We start from the raw sequence: 17,181 nt of genomic DNA on the forward strand, positions 1-17,181 counted from the left end.
ACGTCGAGAAGGCCTTCACCAAGTCGACCTACGGCGGCGTGACTATGGTCGACGACTCGGCCGTCCTGCGGCACTTCATCAACTACGGCATGTCGGAGGGCCGCCGCGGCTCCGAGGCGTTCGACGTGCAGAGCTACTACAATGAGTACCCCGATCTCCGCGCCGCCTTTGGCACCGACCTCGCCAGCTACTACTCGCACTACCTTATGTACGGCAAGAAGGAGGGGCGCCACGCTACCGGCTGCTCGAAGCTCAAGGGCGCCGCAACCAAGGCGGGCGGCGTGGACTACGCTCCCGTCTACGACCCCGAGTACTACCTCTCCCGCAACGGAGACGTCGAGAAGGCCTTCACCAAGTCGACCTACGGCGGCGTGACTATGGTCGACGACTCGGCCGTCCTGCGGCACTTCATCAACTACGGCATGTCGGAGGGCCGCCGCGGCTCCGAGGCGTTCGACGTTTATAGTTATAAAACGAGATATCTCGATCTTAGAAAGGCTTACGGAAGTAATTTAAAAGCGTATTATTGCCACTATCTCGAATATGGGATGAAAGAGCACCGTAATGGTTCGAGCATGACCGGATTTGAGGGCTATATAATGTCCTCGTCTTTCACTTCTTACGAGGATGCTGCCGCTCATTACAGTAGGACTGTTGGTAAGCAAACTTATCCAACAAGCGTGTATAAAAGCAAAGGCAGCGCCTCTATTGATGAGTTTTGTAAGATTCTTTACGAAGAAGCCTCATTTGAGGGAGTATGTCCTGAAGTTTTATATGCTCAAGTCATGAAAGAGACGGGCTATTTAAGATTCGGAAATTTGGTCCAGGCAAACCAGTGCAATTTCGGTGGTGTTGGAGCCACTGGCCCTGGAAATCCCGGATATACTTTTTCTTCCGTTAGAGAAGGGCTTAGGGTTCAGACGCAGCATTTAAAAGCGTACGCAACAACTGAGCCTTTGAATAATCCGTGTATTGACCCACGCTTTAATCTTGTTTCCCGTGGGTGTGCTCCCAAGACGACGGACCTAAATGGACGTTGGGCTGTTCCTGGTAAAGGTTATGGCGAAGGCTTAAATGCAATTGTCCTTGATGTTTTGTGCATGTAATGGGTGTGCAGACGTTCTAGAGCCGATATGCAAATTTAGTTGCATATCGGCTCTAGTTTTTTGGCTATTTATTTAATCTTATATTGTTGAGAATTTCTGACAGTCTTTCATAGGAGATGTCAAGAAGTGTTATTACCGCTAAAGATTACAGCAATCACCAATTATATATAAGCACAGAATACTTTGGGATCAGAATTATCGGCTGAAAATAATAGTAAACAAAACGTATGAAATAGACAGAGGCCATTCTGAGCAAGTAGCGGGCTCTAGGCCCGTAATATAACGACAGCCGCCCATGTCGAGACGGCTGTCGTATGGCGCGAAAGCGCCACGAAAGCTAAACGGCGGAGGGCGCTGCCAGATGCGTCCCATGCTCAACTTGAGTATACATCAATCGTGGCTCGCCCTGAACATTTGTTCACTACTGTAATGTGCACGAATCTGCAACCTTGAATATCAAACCATATTCTGTTTAACTGATAGCTCTTCCGTAACAGGAGTAGCCTCAGAAGTGCGGTCTAAATGTCCCGCCATCAGCGATTCCTCCTACCTCTTGCGCGCAGCCTCATAACAGAGGGAATCATATTTGTAATAAGGCGGTATCTAAACATTGGGAAAGGACCGGTCAGCATATTGAAAAGAGACCAAGCGGCATAGTAGAAATGCCATCCATCTTCCATGCCTTGCCCCTTCCATGGAGTCAAAGAGAGGTTCTGGAGATACTCATTTGAATACCTATGCGTGTTGCCCAATCTCCAAGGACGGTCCTCGCCAAGGAAATGCACGATAACGGGGTTGCTTATCCACTCGGAATACAGGCGTGGGTCCGGATCGAACCAAGGGGAGACCCGTTTCAACATCGAAAGCGGATAATAATAGAAGGAGTTGCAATAATTATACTTTACTGGAAGAGGCATGATTCGGTCATCAAGGACAAGATTTATCGCATCCTGATCGTTCGCAAAAAGCTCGGCTCCCCGCTCTTTCAGACACTCTAGAAGCTGCTTTTCAATCTCATTACTACGCCAGGACTCAAGGTCAATCAAAAGGACTCCGGCATTAAAGTACGGCTTACCTCCATGTCCAAGGGCCTTCATGCGTTTCGGCGATACAGTTGGCTCAGGACATGCACCAATTATGCAGCCGCGCTCATTCAGCGGAGCGTCCCAGAGCTCCTTGAGGCTCCCCCTGACCATTGTGTCTGCGTCAAGATACAGAACGCGTTGAATATCGCTGCCCAAAAACCTTGCCAACAGCAGCCTAGAGAGTACGATTTCATTCCAACCCTGCGTATCAAAGTCAATGCAGCCAGCATCCATGAAACCATCGATATCAATAAAATCAATCTCGACACAATACTTATTCAAAAAAGAACGCAGCGTCTCTTTCGACGTCTGTGACACCTTGTCGCAGAACACGAAAAAGTGGATTGCGTCATCGGGAGACGAGTTCTCACAAACAGAAGCAACTGAAGCTGCAAGCTGCGGTACAAATGCCTCATTGACCGTATATAGAATATTCATCTGTTCTCCAAAGCATTATTAACAAGCTATGATTCTAACAAAGAAAGGGAATATAGTCACCATGGACTCGGAGGACCATCCACCAAACTCCGAACACAACAAACCTGCGTCGTCACGGTTAGACCAACGTCCACCCTCTCGCGCCCTTCACACAACCACTCCTGAAGCCATACGTGTGTGTCTCCAGTGCAATCAAATGCTGCCAGCATTTAGGTGTGTTTCGAGCGAAGTGCCCGTGTGGCTAAGGGAGCGGCTTGCGGCGGTATGTTGGGAGGGGCGGACGACGAAGCCTATTTGCTCGTGGCAATTCTGATGGCACCCGTAACCGCTGCGGGAACGCATGCGGCAATAATGGCAACGTTGATGCCGTTCATGTCGAAGGCGGTGATAAGGTGGTCCGCCGTAAGGACGATGACGGCAAATGCAAGAGCGTTGATGACAATCTGGGTGACTCCGTCGCGCATAATGAGGAGGGAGTCGTTTACGTAGAGCAGGATGGCGATTGACGTTGTGGCTCCAAGAACATATGGGAATATCCACATATAGGACTCGATTTTGTTTCCGTAAACGAGTTCGAGCAGGTGACCACCAACGAATGAGAATCCGATCGTAACTATTGCCATGCATGCAAAGAGCAAGCCGAATACCTTGAAGAAGCTCTTCTTGAAAGCTGTTGCGCCCCCATTTTGCAAAGAGTGTGCTAGGGTGCCAATAAGTGGACTGTAGAGATACGTCGCGCCTGCCTGTATAAGAACTGCGGGAGTCGCGATGCTGGCGTAAATTCCTAGGAGTTCTTGTCCGGCAAGAACGCCGTAGCGTTGACGGACAATGGAAACGATGGACGTTGCTAAGAAATTGGCGATTGTCGGCATAAGACATGCTTTTCCGAGTTCGACAAGATGTTCGTGAGCGAAGCTGGGCTTGATATCCCCAAATCGTCTTGCGTGGGGGAGATCGTAGAAGAGGGTCACGAGCATGCAACAAAACGCCATGCCGATGATCGCGGCGGGCAGCGAGTGGATCGTTACAAGTGGGGCGACGAAGCCGACGAGGGATAGCACTCCACGCATGAACTGGGATTTGCCGATGTAGTCCATGCGCTGTCCCTTTTGGTCGACTCCGTAGAGCACGTCGACAAAGGTCTCATCGATTTTAAAAACGAGGAATACAAAAGTGGCGATCAGGAAGGAAACGTTGTCGCTGATCGCAGCGACGTAGATGCAGCTCATGATCAAGCTGAATAAGATCGATACGAAGCGAAAGCCAATATAGTCTTTTGCGGAATGCTCGCAGGAAATGTCGGAAACCTGGTAGGTCCTCATTTTATATAGGCTGATGGAGGCAAACATGCTGCCAACGGACATGGCAAATGCAAGCGCTCCGGAATTGTTGTAGTCGGTCGACAGAACAACGACCAGGACGGTTGTAAGCCACTGGCATCCAAGGTAAAAAATGCAACCAGCGGCGTTCCAGAGCGCGTTCTTTTTCGTGCTCAAGGGTGCGGGGACGTTGGGCATGCAGCTCCCTTCTCGTGCGAAGCGTTCGTTCGAAAGACCTTAGTAATTTTAGTGCCCTTTTCAACGAGTGCAAAGGTGAACGTATAATGAACAGGCATGCCTATACGATTAAATGGGAGCGATTCATGACATTTGGTCCCTCTGACCATACCTTTGCGCTCTGCGCGTACAAAGAGAGCCCCTTTCTTGAAGAGTGCCTTCAATCCTTGCTTGCGCAGACTGTAAAGACCAACGTGTTGATTGCCACTTCGACTCCGTGCGATGCAACGCGTGAGCTTGCTAAGCGATACTCCGTTAAGTTGTACGTTCGGGACGGAAATCCTGGGATCGCTGATGATTGGAATTACGCAGTAAGTTGCGCTGACACTTCTCTTGTCACCGTTGCGCACCAGGACGATACCTATGAGCCTGAGTACGCGGCTCATCTTCTAACTGCTGCGAATAAGATGGACAATCTGCTCATCTTCTTTACCAACTATGGTGAGTTGAGGAATGGTGCCAAGGTTGACGATAACCAGCTACTTCGAATCAAACGCCTGATGCTTACTCCCGTTAGGGACGGAAGATTTGCTACCTCCAGATGGATGCGTAGGAGAATTCTGTCTTGTGGATCTGCAATTTGTTGCCCGTCCGTAACGTTGAATATGAGCAAGTTGCCTATGCCTCCGTTTATTGCAGAATTCCGCTCGAATCTCGATTGGGCGGCATGGGAGCGCTTTTCAAAGCTGCCTGGTGCTTTTTACTATGATTCCAAGGTGTTGATGCACCACCGTATTCATCAAGAATCTGAGACATCTGCCTTAATTAAGGATGACACGCGAGAAAAGGAGGACCTCGCGATGCTCGAGCGGTTTTGGCCTTCTTTTATTGCGAGGCTGTTGTTTAAATTCTATCGCCGAGGACAGGAGAGCAACCAATTGTAGCGGCGAGTTCTTGTTGAGTTGTCTATGAGAGATTGGCGGATGTTGAATAGTAAAAAAGTGTTGGTAATTGTGCCAGCGTATAACGAGGAAGAATCTCTAGAGAGAACAGTTGACGAGCTTGTTTCTGTTGTGCCCGATATTGATTATCTCGTGGTAAACGACGGTTCCAAGGATGCAACTGAGCAAATCTGTCTCGACCGTGGCTACAATCATGTCACTCTTCCGGTCAATTCTGGTCTTACAGTTGGATTCCAGACGGGGATGAAGTACGCGCTGCGCAATGGGTATGACTATGCCTTGCAGTTTGATGCAGACGGCCAACATTGCCCGGAGTATATGTCCAAGATGCTCGACCTTGCGATCGCCGAGGACGCCGACATTGTTATCGGCTCGCGCTTTGTAAACAGGTGCAAAGGGGTTTCTGCACGCATGCTCGGCTCGCGCATCATTACGGTTGCGATCAAGCTCACTACCGGCAAGCGAGTCGCAGATCCGACTTCTGGCATGCGCATGTTTAACAGGAAGATGATTGAGCGTTTTGCAAACGACGACTCTTTGAACCCAGAGCCCGAGTCTATTTCGTACCTGATTAAGAAGGGTGCTAAGGTTCGTGAAGTTCAGGTTGAGATGCGTGAGAGGCAGGCAGGGGAGAGCTATTTGAACATCCCTAAATCGATTGCCTATATGGCTCGCGCTTGCATCTCCATTCTCTTCGTTCAGTGGTTTAGGTGATTGAACAGTGTCTATTGTGCTTAGGGCCGTCCTCCTGCTCGGGGCGCTTTTGGTTTTGTATTTTGTCATCAGGAAGCTGAGAAAAGCGCAGATTGAGGTGCTGGATTCTGTGTTCTGGCTTTTCTTCGCCTTCAGTTTCGTTGTGCTGGCCGCTTTCCCTCAAGTTGCCTTTTGGCTGTCTTCACTTTTGGGATTTGAGAGCCCGGCAAACTTCGTGTTCCTCTACGTGATTGTATTGCTCCTGTATCGAGAGTTCAGTAACACGGTGAGCATCTCGAAGCTGCGTCGGAGGATTAACCAGCTTGTTGAGGAGCAGGCGCTTCGTTAAATTTGTCATATCAATTATTCGTTCGCCCCTTGAAAGGAGAGACCGTGTCTCTTCCTCGCATTGTTGCGATTGTGTTCTTCGTCTGCGTGATCCGTCTCGTATCCAAGGGCAAGTTGTCCTTACGCTATTCCTTTTTCTGGCTTTCTTTGTCGGTGGTAATCCTCATCGCTGCGATTTCCTCCGGTTTCATTGGTGCAATTGGCGATTTGTTCGGTTCCGTTTTGACCACGAATTTTGTGTTCTTCCTTGGCCTGTTTCTTCTCCTTGCGTTTTTGCCGATGCTTAGCGTAATCGCGACGAAACAAGCAGCAAACATAAAGAATCTGACTCAGCGGCTTGCGATTATCGAGAAGGAAATAGTAAGAGACTGCTGAGCAGACAGCAGACGGTGTTCGGCTCTGGTTGCGGGAGGGATGGCCGCCTTGTTGAAAATGGGTATCGCTATCGGTTCTGCCGTCGTGTTCTTTGATGCTCATCGTACGGTCATAGTTTAGATTCAGACAGGAGACGATTTGATGATTCCGAATGTTCACGGCCATGCTCAAATGGTTAAGACGCAAATACGGAGACGTTCCGATGGGCATCGGTTGAGCGCGCTTCCGCTTGTGTGCTTTGTGCTGCTTGCTATCTCGGGTGCAGTACTGTTTGTTCTCTATGACGTCACGGCGGCAATCTTTTATTGGTGCATGGAGCTTGCGTTATTTGCTTGTTTAGCGGTTCTTGCTTGGTTTTATCTTGCCTCCGAGCGAAGCACACTGTTCGGAAAGGCTTCTCCTCGTCTTGCCTTGAGTGTCTGCGCATTTTCGGCTCTTTTGTCTATATTACTTGAAGCTGGAACCGTGCTGGGTACGCCAGGGAGGTCCGTGCTATCTATAATGGATTGGAGTAAAAAAGAATTAGTACTTCTTTTCTTTGCTGTATTTATCAGCAGCTCCTTTATCTTGCTCGCCGTGAAAAAGCCCGCTTTGGCCAACAAGGGAAGAGTGCGTGCATTTTTTGCTGCAAACCCTGTTCTGGGCATCGTTGTTTTGTGCATAGTCGTTCTATCCGTAAATGGTCTGTTGGCGGTTGCGTCCACTGTACTGATGCCGTTTCTTGGAGCATACTTTGTGCATACTGTTCACCTCTGCATTGTGATTATTCTAGGTGTCGCTCCTTGGTTTATTGTGAAACCGGGTCTATACAAGACCGTAGCCTCCTTCTCCATCGCCGCGCTTTCGCTAGGCTGTTTTTTGATTTCAGCCTTACCGAACCTCACTGCTGTTTCTCCGGACGATCAGATTCATTACGCTCGTTCTCTGGGCCTGTCCTATATGGGGGATCCCGTCTTCACCGAGTCTGAAATTGAATTAGTTGCGGTTCCATGGGTGGAAAATAACAGTCTTCAGTTTGATGAGGTGCATGACTCGGAGATGGATCTGAATGACCTCCATTTGTCCCAGATAGCTTCAGGGGAAGTTTATAGTTCCTCTGGTTTTGTGGCTGCGGTGACCGGTGAATCATTGAGGAACATTTCGACCATTGCTTATATTCCCTGTGCTCTCGGTCTTTGGTTGGGGAGGTTGTTGTCCCTTCCATTGCTTACGTGTTTTGCCTTGGGAAGGCTGTTCAACCTTTTCGCTTATGTTGTCGTGACTGCCATTGCAATCCTCTATATTCCGAAATGGAAATCTTTGATTGCGACGGTTGCCCTACTTCCTTATGCTGTCTATCTTGCTTCGAACTATTCTTATGATCCGTGGGTGACTTGCTTCTTATTGCTTGCAGTTGCTTTGGTTCTAAGGGAGTTGTCGAAGCCGGATGAGAGGTTGACGCCATTAAGCGTTTTCGCAATTACAGCGTGTTTCTTTTTGGGCTTGTCTGCAAAAGCTGTTTATTTTCCGTTAATTGGAATGATGCTGTTCATGCCTGCTTCGAAATTTAAAAATTCGAAGCAACGGAAGTTATATGTGGCTTTGGTGATTTTGTTCGGCACCCTAATGGTGTGTAGCTTTACCTTACCGATGCTGTTTTCCCCCGCTGTGCAGGCGGGAGATGTGAGGGGAGGCGAGGGGGTCAGTGGAATAGGACAAATACGCTACATTCTGAATAATCCGATAAACTTCCTCGGTACGTTATTCAGTTTTATGGTCAATCTGCTCGCGCCCGCTTCATCGAATGACTACTCTCTTTCATATGCTTATATGGGCAATGTTGCAGTATCGCTTCCATTTCTTTCCACTCTGCCCTTTCTCTGTATTTATACGAGCGCCTTTAATGTCGAAGGTGATTCCTCTAAAAACCCTGTAACACCTGTCCTTCGTATGTGGACCCTTGCGCTTGTTGTCGCAAGTGTCTCTTTGGTGTGCACGGCGCTTTATGTCGGTTACACGCCCGTTGGCGACACTTCGGTCGCAGGTGTGCAACCGAGATATTTGATACCGGTGCTTGTTCCGGCGTTCATTTCTTTGTGTGCACCTCGGGCCCGAATTGATTGTGTGTCGCAGCGTTTTAATTTTTCTCCCGTCATTCCTCCTGTAGCTATGATTCTGATGTCTTTCTTTGCGTCCCTGTGTTGTGTGATTGGTTGGTAGCGATACCGTTTCTTATTGCAGTTCATTTTTCAGTGTCTAAAAACGATGGGGTCAAGCAATCGGGGTGAGGCAGGAATCTTGGAAGCGCTAGGCTTCCAGGCTCAGTGACTTCCTACATTGGTTCGAGCTCTTCCAGCTGGGCGAGACCTTGGACGACGAAGAACTGTTGGCGTTTCGGAACGCAGTCATTAACGCTTCTTACGAGAAATCACATCTACGAGCGATGAAGATTCCTCCACCATCTTCGAGATCCTCAATGCACGCGGCACAGAGCCCGAAGTGATAGCCGAATGGCTCCTCGACCCGCTCAGCAAGGAACAGCGCCGGTTCATGCTCGAGCTGATCGACCGCAGACATGACCAGAACTTCGGCTGCCTTGGGGCAGAAGCCCTCTATCTGCTCGGTGGCCAGCTGGTACAGCCCGTGCACGAGCTTGGTGTCGCGCTCGGCGAACACGGCCTTCCGGATGCCCAGCACGGCGCCCCTCTTCTGCCTGGTCGTTGCCGGCGGCGTTGCGCATCAGGTGCACGATGCAGCGCTGCCGCGCGGCGCCGGGGAAGACCTCCTGGATGGCGCGCTTGAGCCCCTCATGGGCGTCGCTGGTGACGCAGATGACGCCGTCGATCCCGCGTGCGCGCAGCGAAAGCAGGAACGACTTCCAGCCGTCATAGGTCTCCGTGTCGATGGCGGTCACGAGCGCGGTCGACTGCACGCGTCCTGCGTCCCTGCGCTTGATGTAGGTGGCGTCGAGCCAGATGTAGGGGTAGCTGACGTCCGACAAATCCCGTTCCTGTAGGTCGGCGACCGACTCGTCCAGCGACGAGCACATCCTCGACACCTGGCTGGCGCTCATGCGGTCTATGCCCATGGACTGCGCCACGCGCTTCACCTTCCTGGTCGACACTCCGTTGGCGACCATCTCGGAAACCGCCGATCTCACCGCGCGGTCCACGCGCGAGTATCGGCTGATCAGGTCCTCGGAGAAGTACGTTCCCGAGCGCAGCTTCGGTATCCTGAGGCTGATAGTGCCCACGCTTGTGGCGAGCTTGCGCTCGCGGTAGCCGTTTCGCCGGTTGCTGGCCTCGCAGGCGTCGTCGGCCTGGGCGTCCATGATCTCGTTGACCAGCGACTCGGCCATCGCCCTGATGAGCTCGGACATGTTGACAATGCCGTCATCGAATCTCGGCATGAGGGCGCCGTCGCCGGCAATCTCGTGTATCTTGTCAATATGCGGTTATCGCCTTTCCGTGAATCTGAACCTAAGCAATTCAAATTCTAGGCGATAGCCGCTTCCTGCTATTTACGGTCAGGGAAGCGGCCCCTTACACCAACATTCGGCACGCAATCGGTGCTCACACCGCGTAATAATCACCTTACTAGACGGTCTGGAAAACAAGATTATCCGAAATAATCGCTTAAATGATTGTTTAGCTAAGCAAGCTATTTGCGATTTACATTTCGGACCCACTGCTGTTCTTTTTGGTGGTACAACTCGAAAATGTCATTCAGGAACCTCAGAGGAAAAACCATATATGCCGTTTGGCGATCGGGCTGGTTGGACTCTTTCCCGAAATCGAGCAGTTCGACAATCAATTCGCCATCAAGCTCATGAACATGAATATGTCCATGAGCTATTCCATTTCGAATGTGACGAATTAGATCTCTCGCTTCGGAATTGCCCCTAGCGATATAGAACGTAAACAACTTATGCTGTCGATATTCACCGAGTCGTGGGAATGTGGTCCCCCTTTTCGGCTCGTAGTGGACTCTACCCTGAGAGACTCCTTCCATCCTATGAAAGGCTTTGGTGAAGGCCTGAACTTTGTTCTTGTTATCCCATAGATTCACGCTAAATTTATGGTCACTCAGAATCCAATCCAAAGCAGCCGCATATGTCGAAAAGAGATTGCGTTCAGCCAGCTCGGAAAAGAGTCTCATATTTGTTCCCCTGCATTTAGATCTCACAAGTGGTAATAGCGATTTCCAGGTTCTCCCACGGTGAAATTCGGGTTTATATATGGATCGCCTTCGACATAGTAGTTTGCCCAGCGATAATTCATGTACGCAACCTCTTTGTGGAAGCGAATCTGCTTGTTTGTGTTGTTTTCAACGCCTCTAGAAATTGACTCGTAATGATACAGCTCGACTTCGGGCGTGTATACAATCAGATCGTTAATCTCGCGAAGCTTTAGGCAAAAGTCAACATCATTAAATGCGACTTGAAGCTCTTCGGTGAAACCTCCGACTTTTTCGTATTCGCTTCGTTTGGTCATGATGCAAGCCGCCGTGACGGCGCTGAAATCTTGCTGCGCATCGTTGAGTGCAAAATAGCCCCAGTTGTCTTTTGGCATGCTTTGGCAGAGATGTCCTGCCACGCCGCCCGTGACGCATAGGCCAGCGTGTTGAATGGTGTTGTCGGGATAGTAGAGTTTTGCACCAACTGCGCCAACATCCTCGCGTGCGCAGATGCCAAGCATAGTTTCAATCCAATTGGGCGTAATCACTTCGGTGTCGTTATTCAGCAGCAAGAGATAATTTCCCTTGGCGCGGGCCACTCCAAAGTTCATGAGCTTGGAAAAGTTAAATTCGTGCTCCCAGGTAACAAGGCGAACGATATCAGGGTATTTGGCTTGTAACTTATCGTAATACTCGAACGTCGCATTTTCCGTGCTGTTATTTTCGATTATCACAAGCTCGTAATTGTCGTATGTTGATTTCTCGATAATTGACGTAATGCAGTTATCGAGGATATTAGCGTGATCTTTGGTCGGAATGATGATTGAAACGAGCGGATGGGAATCTGGTACGGCGTAGGTTACTTTATATGTAAAGGGACGACGCGCTTGTTCAACTTTTGCATTGAGCCCAAGTCTGTCGAGGTGATTCTGAACCGCCTTAATGCCCGCAATGGTGGCATAAGGTTTGCTGTCGGCATTTGCCGCAGTTGACGTTTCGCTTAAGCGCCAGTGATATAGAACTTTTGCAACATGGTGGACGTTTCTAGCCTTTTCCACGGCCCGGAGAGTCAAATTGTGATCCTGAGCCCCATCGAACTCTTTCGTATTCGGTTCCAGCGTGTCAAGAAGGGACTTACGGATGGTAAGCATGTGGCATATATAGTTATTATTTCTGAGTAAATCGATATTGAAATCCGGTTTAAAGAACGGCTGTGCCAGCTTTCCATCGGGCATGAGTTTGTCTTCATCGCAATAAAGAAGATCAACGTTATCATTGTTTTCAATTGCCTCGGCATACGAGAAGAACAGATCCGGTTCAAGGATGTCGTCATGGTCAAAGAAGCTGACGAAATCGCCCGAAGCAGCGGCTACTCCGGCATTTGTGTTTTCGGAAATGCCCTTATTCTCGGCAAGGGTAATTGATTTAATTCTGTTGTCGCGGGCTGTCTCCTGCTCAACGCGAGCCTTTAGTTCCTGATTGTCTGGACTTGCATTAACTAGGATGAGCTCCCAGTTTGCATAAGACTGGCTCTTAACGGATTCTGCCATATCGTTAAAAAACGGAATAGGCGTGTTGTAAAGAGGGACAATAATGCTGAACTTCGGAGCGCCGGTAAAGGCAATTTTTCTCTGCTTTTCCAATGCTCCAATGGTTGCCTTATGCTCCGTGAACCATTCGGGGTATTCAGGATCAAACTGTGCATGGGTAAAAAGGAAGTTGGTTTCTTCTAGAAGTAAGCCAAGTTTATCGGGCGTGAGACAGTCGAATGAGCTGAATGAAGGATGATTTTGATCGTCAATAATAAAGTAGTAACGATCAAACGCTTTTGGCATTCGGATCGAGAGCTGCGTTTCAAGCTGTTTTTTCTCTGCAGTGAATCCAACGCTTGTTACATTTGAGCCGAAATCGACGGTAGTCAAATTGACTTCGTTGAGTGTTCGATCGAGGCAGCGAACCTTGATTTGCGAGTCGCTGCGGTACGGTGTTCTTACCGTACACCTAAGGATATATTCGTTTGAATCCTCGATACACTGCCAAAAATCAATCGTTGCCATGTCAAACTCTGAAACGTTATCATAGTTTCTAAGTTTGCTGCACATGTCGGGTTTTATTTTGTAGTTAAGACGAGACTCCCATTTTATGTTCTTGCAATTGAGCGAAATAGAGTCGCTGCTCATAGTGCGACCGTCTGAATTAATTTCATTTAATTCGATTATGATAGTGCGAACATCGGGATCAGGGATTACAAGAACGTACGAGTCCGATTCGTCGCTATTGTCCCCGAACTTTAGAAGGGATAAAGGTAGACGGCGATTATCGTCCGTAGTCGCTTGGGCTGTTACGCTGGAGGCTTCATGGATGCCTTCAATTTTAAGTTGCTGGTAGATTTTCCAGTTTCCTCTGCATACTCCGGTTGTTACGACTCGCATGGTTTGCCTTTCGTTTGTTGGACACTGCTCATTGTACTTATTCACTTCATGTCTCGCTATAAATGCAGAGAGGAGTTCCGTGATTTCTGGCATTCTTAGATGTGTCGCTATGAGTTCGTCAGACGCTCCGTTCCGCTGTGTTAACATCGAAGAGGACATCTACGTACATCACGCTTTCTGTCGCTGTTGAGGTTCAGGTTATTGTCCTCGCGGCGCTCTGCTTCCTAGTCGTTGCTCATTTCGGGTCCATTGACTTCAAGGGGGTTATTATGAAAGTTGTCTTGTTTGTTGGAGGGGCTGCAAGGGTCCTAGGCGGGGGCTGCGCCCAACGAACGGATTGACGTGACGTGCGAGGTGTGTCCTAGGCCCGGGGGTTCGAATCCCCCGGCCCCCTCCGTAAAGAAAGAACCGCCATTGGGGCGACCCTTATCTCCTGGGGTGGCCGATTCGGCCGCCGCCGCTCTTTTCCAGGTCTGCGGACCTGTGTTCGTCCTGGAACGGAAACAGGCTCCTCGCTATCACCCAGAGTATTCCGATGATCTCGGCGGTCGTCGCGCCCATCCAGGAAATTATCACCTCGGTAGGGATTTCGCGCTGCAGCCACATGAGACGGGCGGTGTACGCGACGACGAGGGTGTTGCATGCGACCAGCTGCCACTTGACGCACTTGAGCGCGGCCTTTCCGAGTTCGGACCGAAGGTCGTTCTCCGCCTCCATCCTCTTGACCACGCTCTCGGCCTGGGCCGCCTTGGCTCGCCGTTCCCGCTCCTCGCTCGAGCATTCGACCCTGACCTCGTCTAAATGGGCGCTTTCGATGGGGAAAACGTTTGCTCTCCTTTGTGCCGAACCCATGAGGTCGATTGCCTCTTGTGTCCCTTTTGGTGACCTGCTTCCGCGCTGGTCTGCGCTATCGCAGCCCAAGGTTTTCCACCCTATGGCCCACGGCGGTTACGGATACGTCGAGTATGTCCGTCATCTCACCGATGCTACAATTGCCCGCCCAGAGTTTCGCTACGACCTGTGCCGGCATGAGGAGCGCGGCGGCAAACGAGTTCGCCCATATCTCCTCGGGGTCTGTCCCTCGAGACGAGAGGGCGTCCCTTCGCTCAATGACCCCAGCAACCTCCCCGTCTCCTAGGTTTTGGTACGAGTGGATGTAGAGGCGCTCCGTCACCTCGCACGCCGTTATGTGCCCACCGCCTCATCCAGCTCGTCCGCGACCCTGTAGTGCGTGTTTGTGTCAATGGCTAACTGAACAGCGCAGTGGACCAAATATGGTCCAATGGTTGGAGTCTTGTGGTCCGTAAGGACGTGAACCAAAGAGGCTGCATGCTTGGCTCTCTCCGTCCTTCTTTTGTGCAGCTCTGCAACCTAGGTTCGGCCTCGCGTATACTTATATCATCTGTGTACGCCCAACTCTGGAGGTCCAACCTATGAAAGGCATCATCCTCGCGGGTGGCTCGGGCACGCGCCTGTACCCGCTCACGCTCGTCACCAGCAAGCAGCTGCTGCCGGTCTACGACAAGCCCATGATCTACTACCCGCTTAGCACCCTCATGCTGGCGGGCATCCGGGATATCCTGGTCATCTCCACCCCGACCGACCTGCCCAACTTCGAGCGCCTGCTTGGGGACGGCTCGCGCTACGGCGTGAACCTGTCCTACGCCGAGCAGCCCTCGCCGGACGGCCTTGCGCAGGCCTTCACCATCGGCGAGGACTTCATCGCCGGCGAGCCGTGCGCGCTGGTGCTCGGCGACAACATCTTCTACGGCAACGGCCTGTCCCGCCACCTGACGCGCGCCGTCCAGAACGCCGAGTCGGGCCGCGCCACGGTCTTCGGCTACCACGTGGACGACCCCGAGCGCTTCGGCGTCGTGGAGTTCGACGGGGAGGGCAGGGCCGTCTCCATCGAGGAGAAGCCCGCCGAACCCAAGAGCTCCTACGCCGTCACCGGCCTGTACTTCTACCCGGGCGACGTGGCAGCCAAGGCGCACGAGGTCAAGCCCTCCCCCCGCGGCGAGCTGGAGATCACAACGCTCAACCAGATGTACCTGGAGGAGGGGACGCTGTCCGTGGTGACCCTCGGCCGCGGCTACGCGTGGCTGGACACCGGCACCATGGAGAGCCTGCACGAGGCCGCGGAGTTCGTCCGCGCCGTGGAGCACTCCCAGGACCTTCCCGTGTCCGTCCCCGAGGAGATCGCCTGGGAGAACGGCTGGATCTCCACCGCCGAGCTTGAGGAGGCCGCCAAGGCCTACGGCAAGTCGGTCTACGGGCGGCACCTGAAGAAGGTCGCCGCCGGCGAGATCGTCAACAGCCCGCGCGAGTACTAGCGCAAGCTTGTTTTCTTTTAGGGGTCACCGTTTATCTGGTGGCCCCTTTCGTTATGATTACGTTGACCATAAAGACAATATGATTGGGAGTGGATGTGTTAAGCGTCTACTTTGGCGATATGCCAGAAGCGATTTACAACACAGCGACATATTTCAAAAACTCTTACCGGTCTTCTTGGATTACGGATCCCTATGCAGTCTCGATAATTAAAGATGTTGATCGATCGGATGTTGTCTCCGAAAACGTCATCGAAAGCCCTGTGCTTGGATCCATCTCCCCACTCCAGCTTTCTGGTGGCGTGAAAACGCTGCTGCTTATGAGATTTGATCGTAAGCAAATTTTTAACGCTTCTACCTGTGGTGACAACTGTGCCAAGTGGATTCTCGACATGGCGAAAGACCGCAAGCTTGTTGTGAATCTCTATCATGTGATGGACTTTGGTCGCGAGGATTTTAAAATTAAAGTCGTGAATAGCGGCCGAATCGTTCACAACATGGCCGAATTGATTCACGAGTCGATTCCGTATCTGTAGGTACTGCTTATGAACGGTTCGCATCTCGTTAAGATTTCCCGCCGCAGGGGAACTAAGTACACATTTACCATCAAGCGGAACATCACTATTGTGCGTGGCGATAGTGGCACGGGTAAGACGACACTGTTTGACATGGTCGCAGACTACATGCGAACGGGCGAGCAGTCGGGCGTTTCCTTGCAATGCGATTGTCCCTGTGTCGCCCTGACCGATTATGATTGGCGAAACCAGCTTTCGTCCGTTCATGACTCGATTGTATTTGTCGATGAGGGCTTAAAAGAGATCCATTCTGATGAGTTTGCCCATCATGTGCTGTATTCCTCGAATTATTTCGTGCTGATCTCAAGGGCTGATTTCCCCAATCTTCCGTATAGCGTGGATGAGATTTACAAGATTAAGACGAGCGGAAAATACCATTCTTTCGTGCCTGTTTATCAAGATCGCGGGAATCATCGTTATGCTATTTCCCGGTCGGCGCCAAAACAGGACTTTTCTATCCTTCTATGCGAGGACAGTAAGTCTGGTTTCCAGTTCTTTGAACGGCATTTCGCTGACAGTGAGCTTACCTGTACTTCGGCCATGACGAACAGCGCGATTTTGGGCTGGTTGGATCAGCATCTCGACGATCGCGTGTTTGTTGTCGCGGACGGGGCGGCATTTGGGTGCTATGCGGACCGCGTCCTTAAGCTGCAAGACATTCACCGCGATACTGTTACGGTTTGTCTTCCCGAATCATTCGAGTGGCTTCTACTGAGCTCCGGCGTAATTTCAGGGCTAGATGTTAAGACGGTTTTGGAAACCCCAGAAGCCTTTGTAAACAGTGAGAAGTTTAAAAGCTGGGAGGATTTCTTCTATAAGTACTTACGTGAAATAACTGGGGATTCGGTTTTTCACTACGACAAAGACTGCATTTCGGAGGCGTTTTGTACAGGAGGTAATTCTGCGAAGGTTATGGCTCTTATCGCATGCCGAAATGTCCGATAGTTTTGTTGAATAGCGTCGCGGCGTCACTTCCTGCGGCATACTAAAGAAGCTGTACATGCTTCAGATTGGATTTTCATGTCTGAGATTTTCGAACCCAAGAATATCATCGTCACTGGCGGCTGCGGCTTCATCGGCAGCAACTTCGTGCACTACGTCGTGAACAACCACCCGGGCGTCCACGTCACCGTCCTGGACAAGCTGACCTACGCCGGCAACCCCGAGAACATCGCCGGGCTGCCCT

The 17,181-nt window shown here is 50.8% G+C and carries 14 protein-coding genes and 1 pseudogene; 9 read left to right on the plus strand and 6 right to left on the minus strand.

The features are described 5' to 3' along the window. Nucleotides 1-1,106: pseudogene (locus tag AAAX34_RS09185) on the plus strand (hypothetical protein); the annotation flags it as partial. A 533-nt stretch (nt 1,107-1,639) separates the two neighbouring features. Here the strand turns inward: AAAX34_RS09185 and AAAX34_RS09190 are convergent. Both AAAX34_RS09190 and AAAX34_RS09195 read right to left on the minus strand, forming a co-directional pair. Next, nucleotides 1,640-2,629 (minus strand): glycosyltransferase family 8 protein, encoded by a 990-nt coding sequence (locus AAAX34_RS09190; protein WP_161160851.1) that lies wholly within the window; start codon nt 2,627-2,629, stop codon nt 1,640-1,642. A 290-nt stretch (nt 2,630-2,919) separates the two neighbouring features. Then, entirely contained in the window at nt 2,920-4,146 is a 1,227-nt protein-coding gene (locus AAAX34_RS09195) for a hypothetical protein (RefSeq protein ID WP_349111021.1), read from the minus strand. 86 nt (nt 4,147-4,232) lie between these two features. Here AAAX34_RS09195 and AAAX34_RS09200 point away from each other — a divergent pair, with 86 nt between their 5' ends. Genes AAAX34_RS09200 through AAAX34_RS09210 form a run of 3 tightly spaced genes read left to right on the plus strand, consistent with a single transcriptional unit; the run spans nt 4,233 to nt 6,129 of the window. Further along, nucleotides 4,233-5,069 (plus strand): glycosyltransferase family A protein, encoded by an 837-nt coding sequence (locus AAAX34_RS09200; protein ID WP_349111022.1) that lies wholly within the window; start codon nt 4,233-4,235, stop codon nt 5,067-5,069. A gap of 24 nt (nt 5,070-5,093) precedes the next feature. Further along, on the plus strand, nt 5,094-5,801 hold the full coding sequence (locus AAAX34_RS09205; RefSeq protein ID WP_349111024.1) for a glycosyltransferase family 2 protein: 708 nt from the start codon (nt 5,094-5,096) through the stop codon (nt 5,799-5,801). 7 nt (nt 5,802-5,808) lie between these two features. After that, nucleotides 5,809-6,129, plus strand: a complete 321-nt coding sequence (locus AAAX34_RS09210; protein WP_117770621.1) for a DUF2304 domain-containing protein — start codon at nt 5,809-5,811, stop codon at nt 6,127-6,129. 119 nt (nt 6,130-6,248) lie between these two features. On the opposite strand, the gene AAAX34_RS09215 is transcribed toward AAAX34_RS09210, so the two are convergent. Then, nucleotides 6,249-6,605 carry a hypothetical protein gene (locus AAAX34_RS09215; protein WP_349111026.1) on the minus strand — a complete coding sequence of 119 codons (357 nt, stop codon included), beginning with the start codon at nt 6,603-6,605 and terminating at the stop codon, nt 6,249-6,251. A 39-nt stretch (nt 6,606-6,644) separates the two neighbouring features. On the opposite strand from AAAX34_RS09215, the gene AAAX34_RS09220 reads away from it, so the two are divergent. Then, entirely contained in the window at nt 6,645-8,702 is a 2,058-nt protein-coding gene (locus AAAX34_RS09220; protein WP_349111027.1) for a DUF2142 domain-containing protein, read from the plus strand. Nucleotides 8,703-9,030: 328 nt separating this feature from the next. Here the strand turns inward: AAAX34_RS09220 and AAAX34_RS09225 are convergent, their stop codons facing one another. The 3 genes from AAAX34_RS09225 to AAAX34_RS09235 form a co-directional block, all read right to left on the minus strand. Further along, the gene (locus tag AAAX34_RS09225) at nt 9,031-9,891 is read right to left on the minus strand and encodes a transposase (RefSeq protein WP_349111028.1); all 861 of its coding nucleotides are present in this window, start codon (nt 9,889-9,891) and stop codon (nt 9,031-9,033) included. 772 nt (nt 9,892-10,663) lie between these two features. Beyond that, nucleotides 10,664-12,715 (minus strand): glycosyltransferase family 2 protein, encoded by a 2,052-nt coding sequence (locus AAAX34_RS09230; RefSeq protein ID WP_349111030.1) that lies wholly within the window; start codon nt 12,713-12,715, stop codon nt 10,664-10,666. A gap of 801 nt (nt 12,716-13,516) precedes the next feature. Then, nucleotides 13,517-13,942, minus strand: a complete 426-nt coding sequence (locus tag AAAX34_RS09235; RefSeq protein ID WP_055252554.1) for a hypothetical protein — start codon at nt 13,940-13,942, stop codon at nt 13,517-13,519. Between the two features lie 581 nt (nt 13,943-14,523). On the opposite strand from AAAX34_RS09235, the gene rfbA reads away from it, so the two are divergent. The 4 genes from rfbA to AAAX34_RS09255 all read left to right on the plus strand — a co-directional run. After that, nucleotides 14,524-15,423 (plus strand): glucose-1-phosphate thymidylyltransferase RfbA, encoded by a 900-nt coding sequence (rfbA, locus tag AAAX34_RS09240; RefSeq protein ID WP_349111032.1) that lies wholly within the window; start codon nt 14,524-14,526, stop codon nt 15,421-15,423. 95 nt (nt 15,424-15,518) lie between these two features. Further along, the gene (locus tag AAAX34_RS09245) at nt 15,519-15,956 is read left to right on the plus strand and encodes a DUF4869 domain-containing protein (RefSeq protein WP_117767274.1); all 438 of its coding nucleotides are present in this window, start codon (nt 15,519-15,521) and stop codon (nt 15,954-15,956) included. A gap of 9 nt (nt 15,957-15,965) precedes the next feature. After that, nucleotides 15,966-16,940, plus strand: a complete 975-nt coding sequence (locus AAAX34_RS09250; protein ID WP_161116208.1) for a hypothetical protein — start codon at nt 15,966-15,968, stop codon at nt 16,938-16,940. 75 nt (nt 16,941-17,015) lie between these two features. After that, a partial coding sequence (locus AAAX34_RS09255; RefSeq protein WP_349111034.1) for an NAD-dependent epimerase/dehydratase family protein occupies nt 17,016-17,181 on the plus strand: 166 nt, incomplete at its 3' end.

It is taken from the genome of Collinsella sp. CLA-ER-H4 (genome assembly GCF_040092395.1).
Taxonomy (GTDB): Bacteria; Actinomycetota; Coriobacteriia; order Coriobacteriales; family Coriobacteriaceae; genus Collinsella.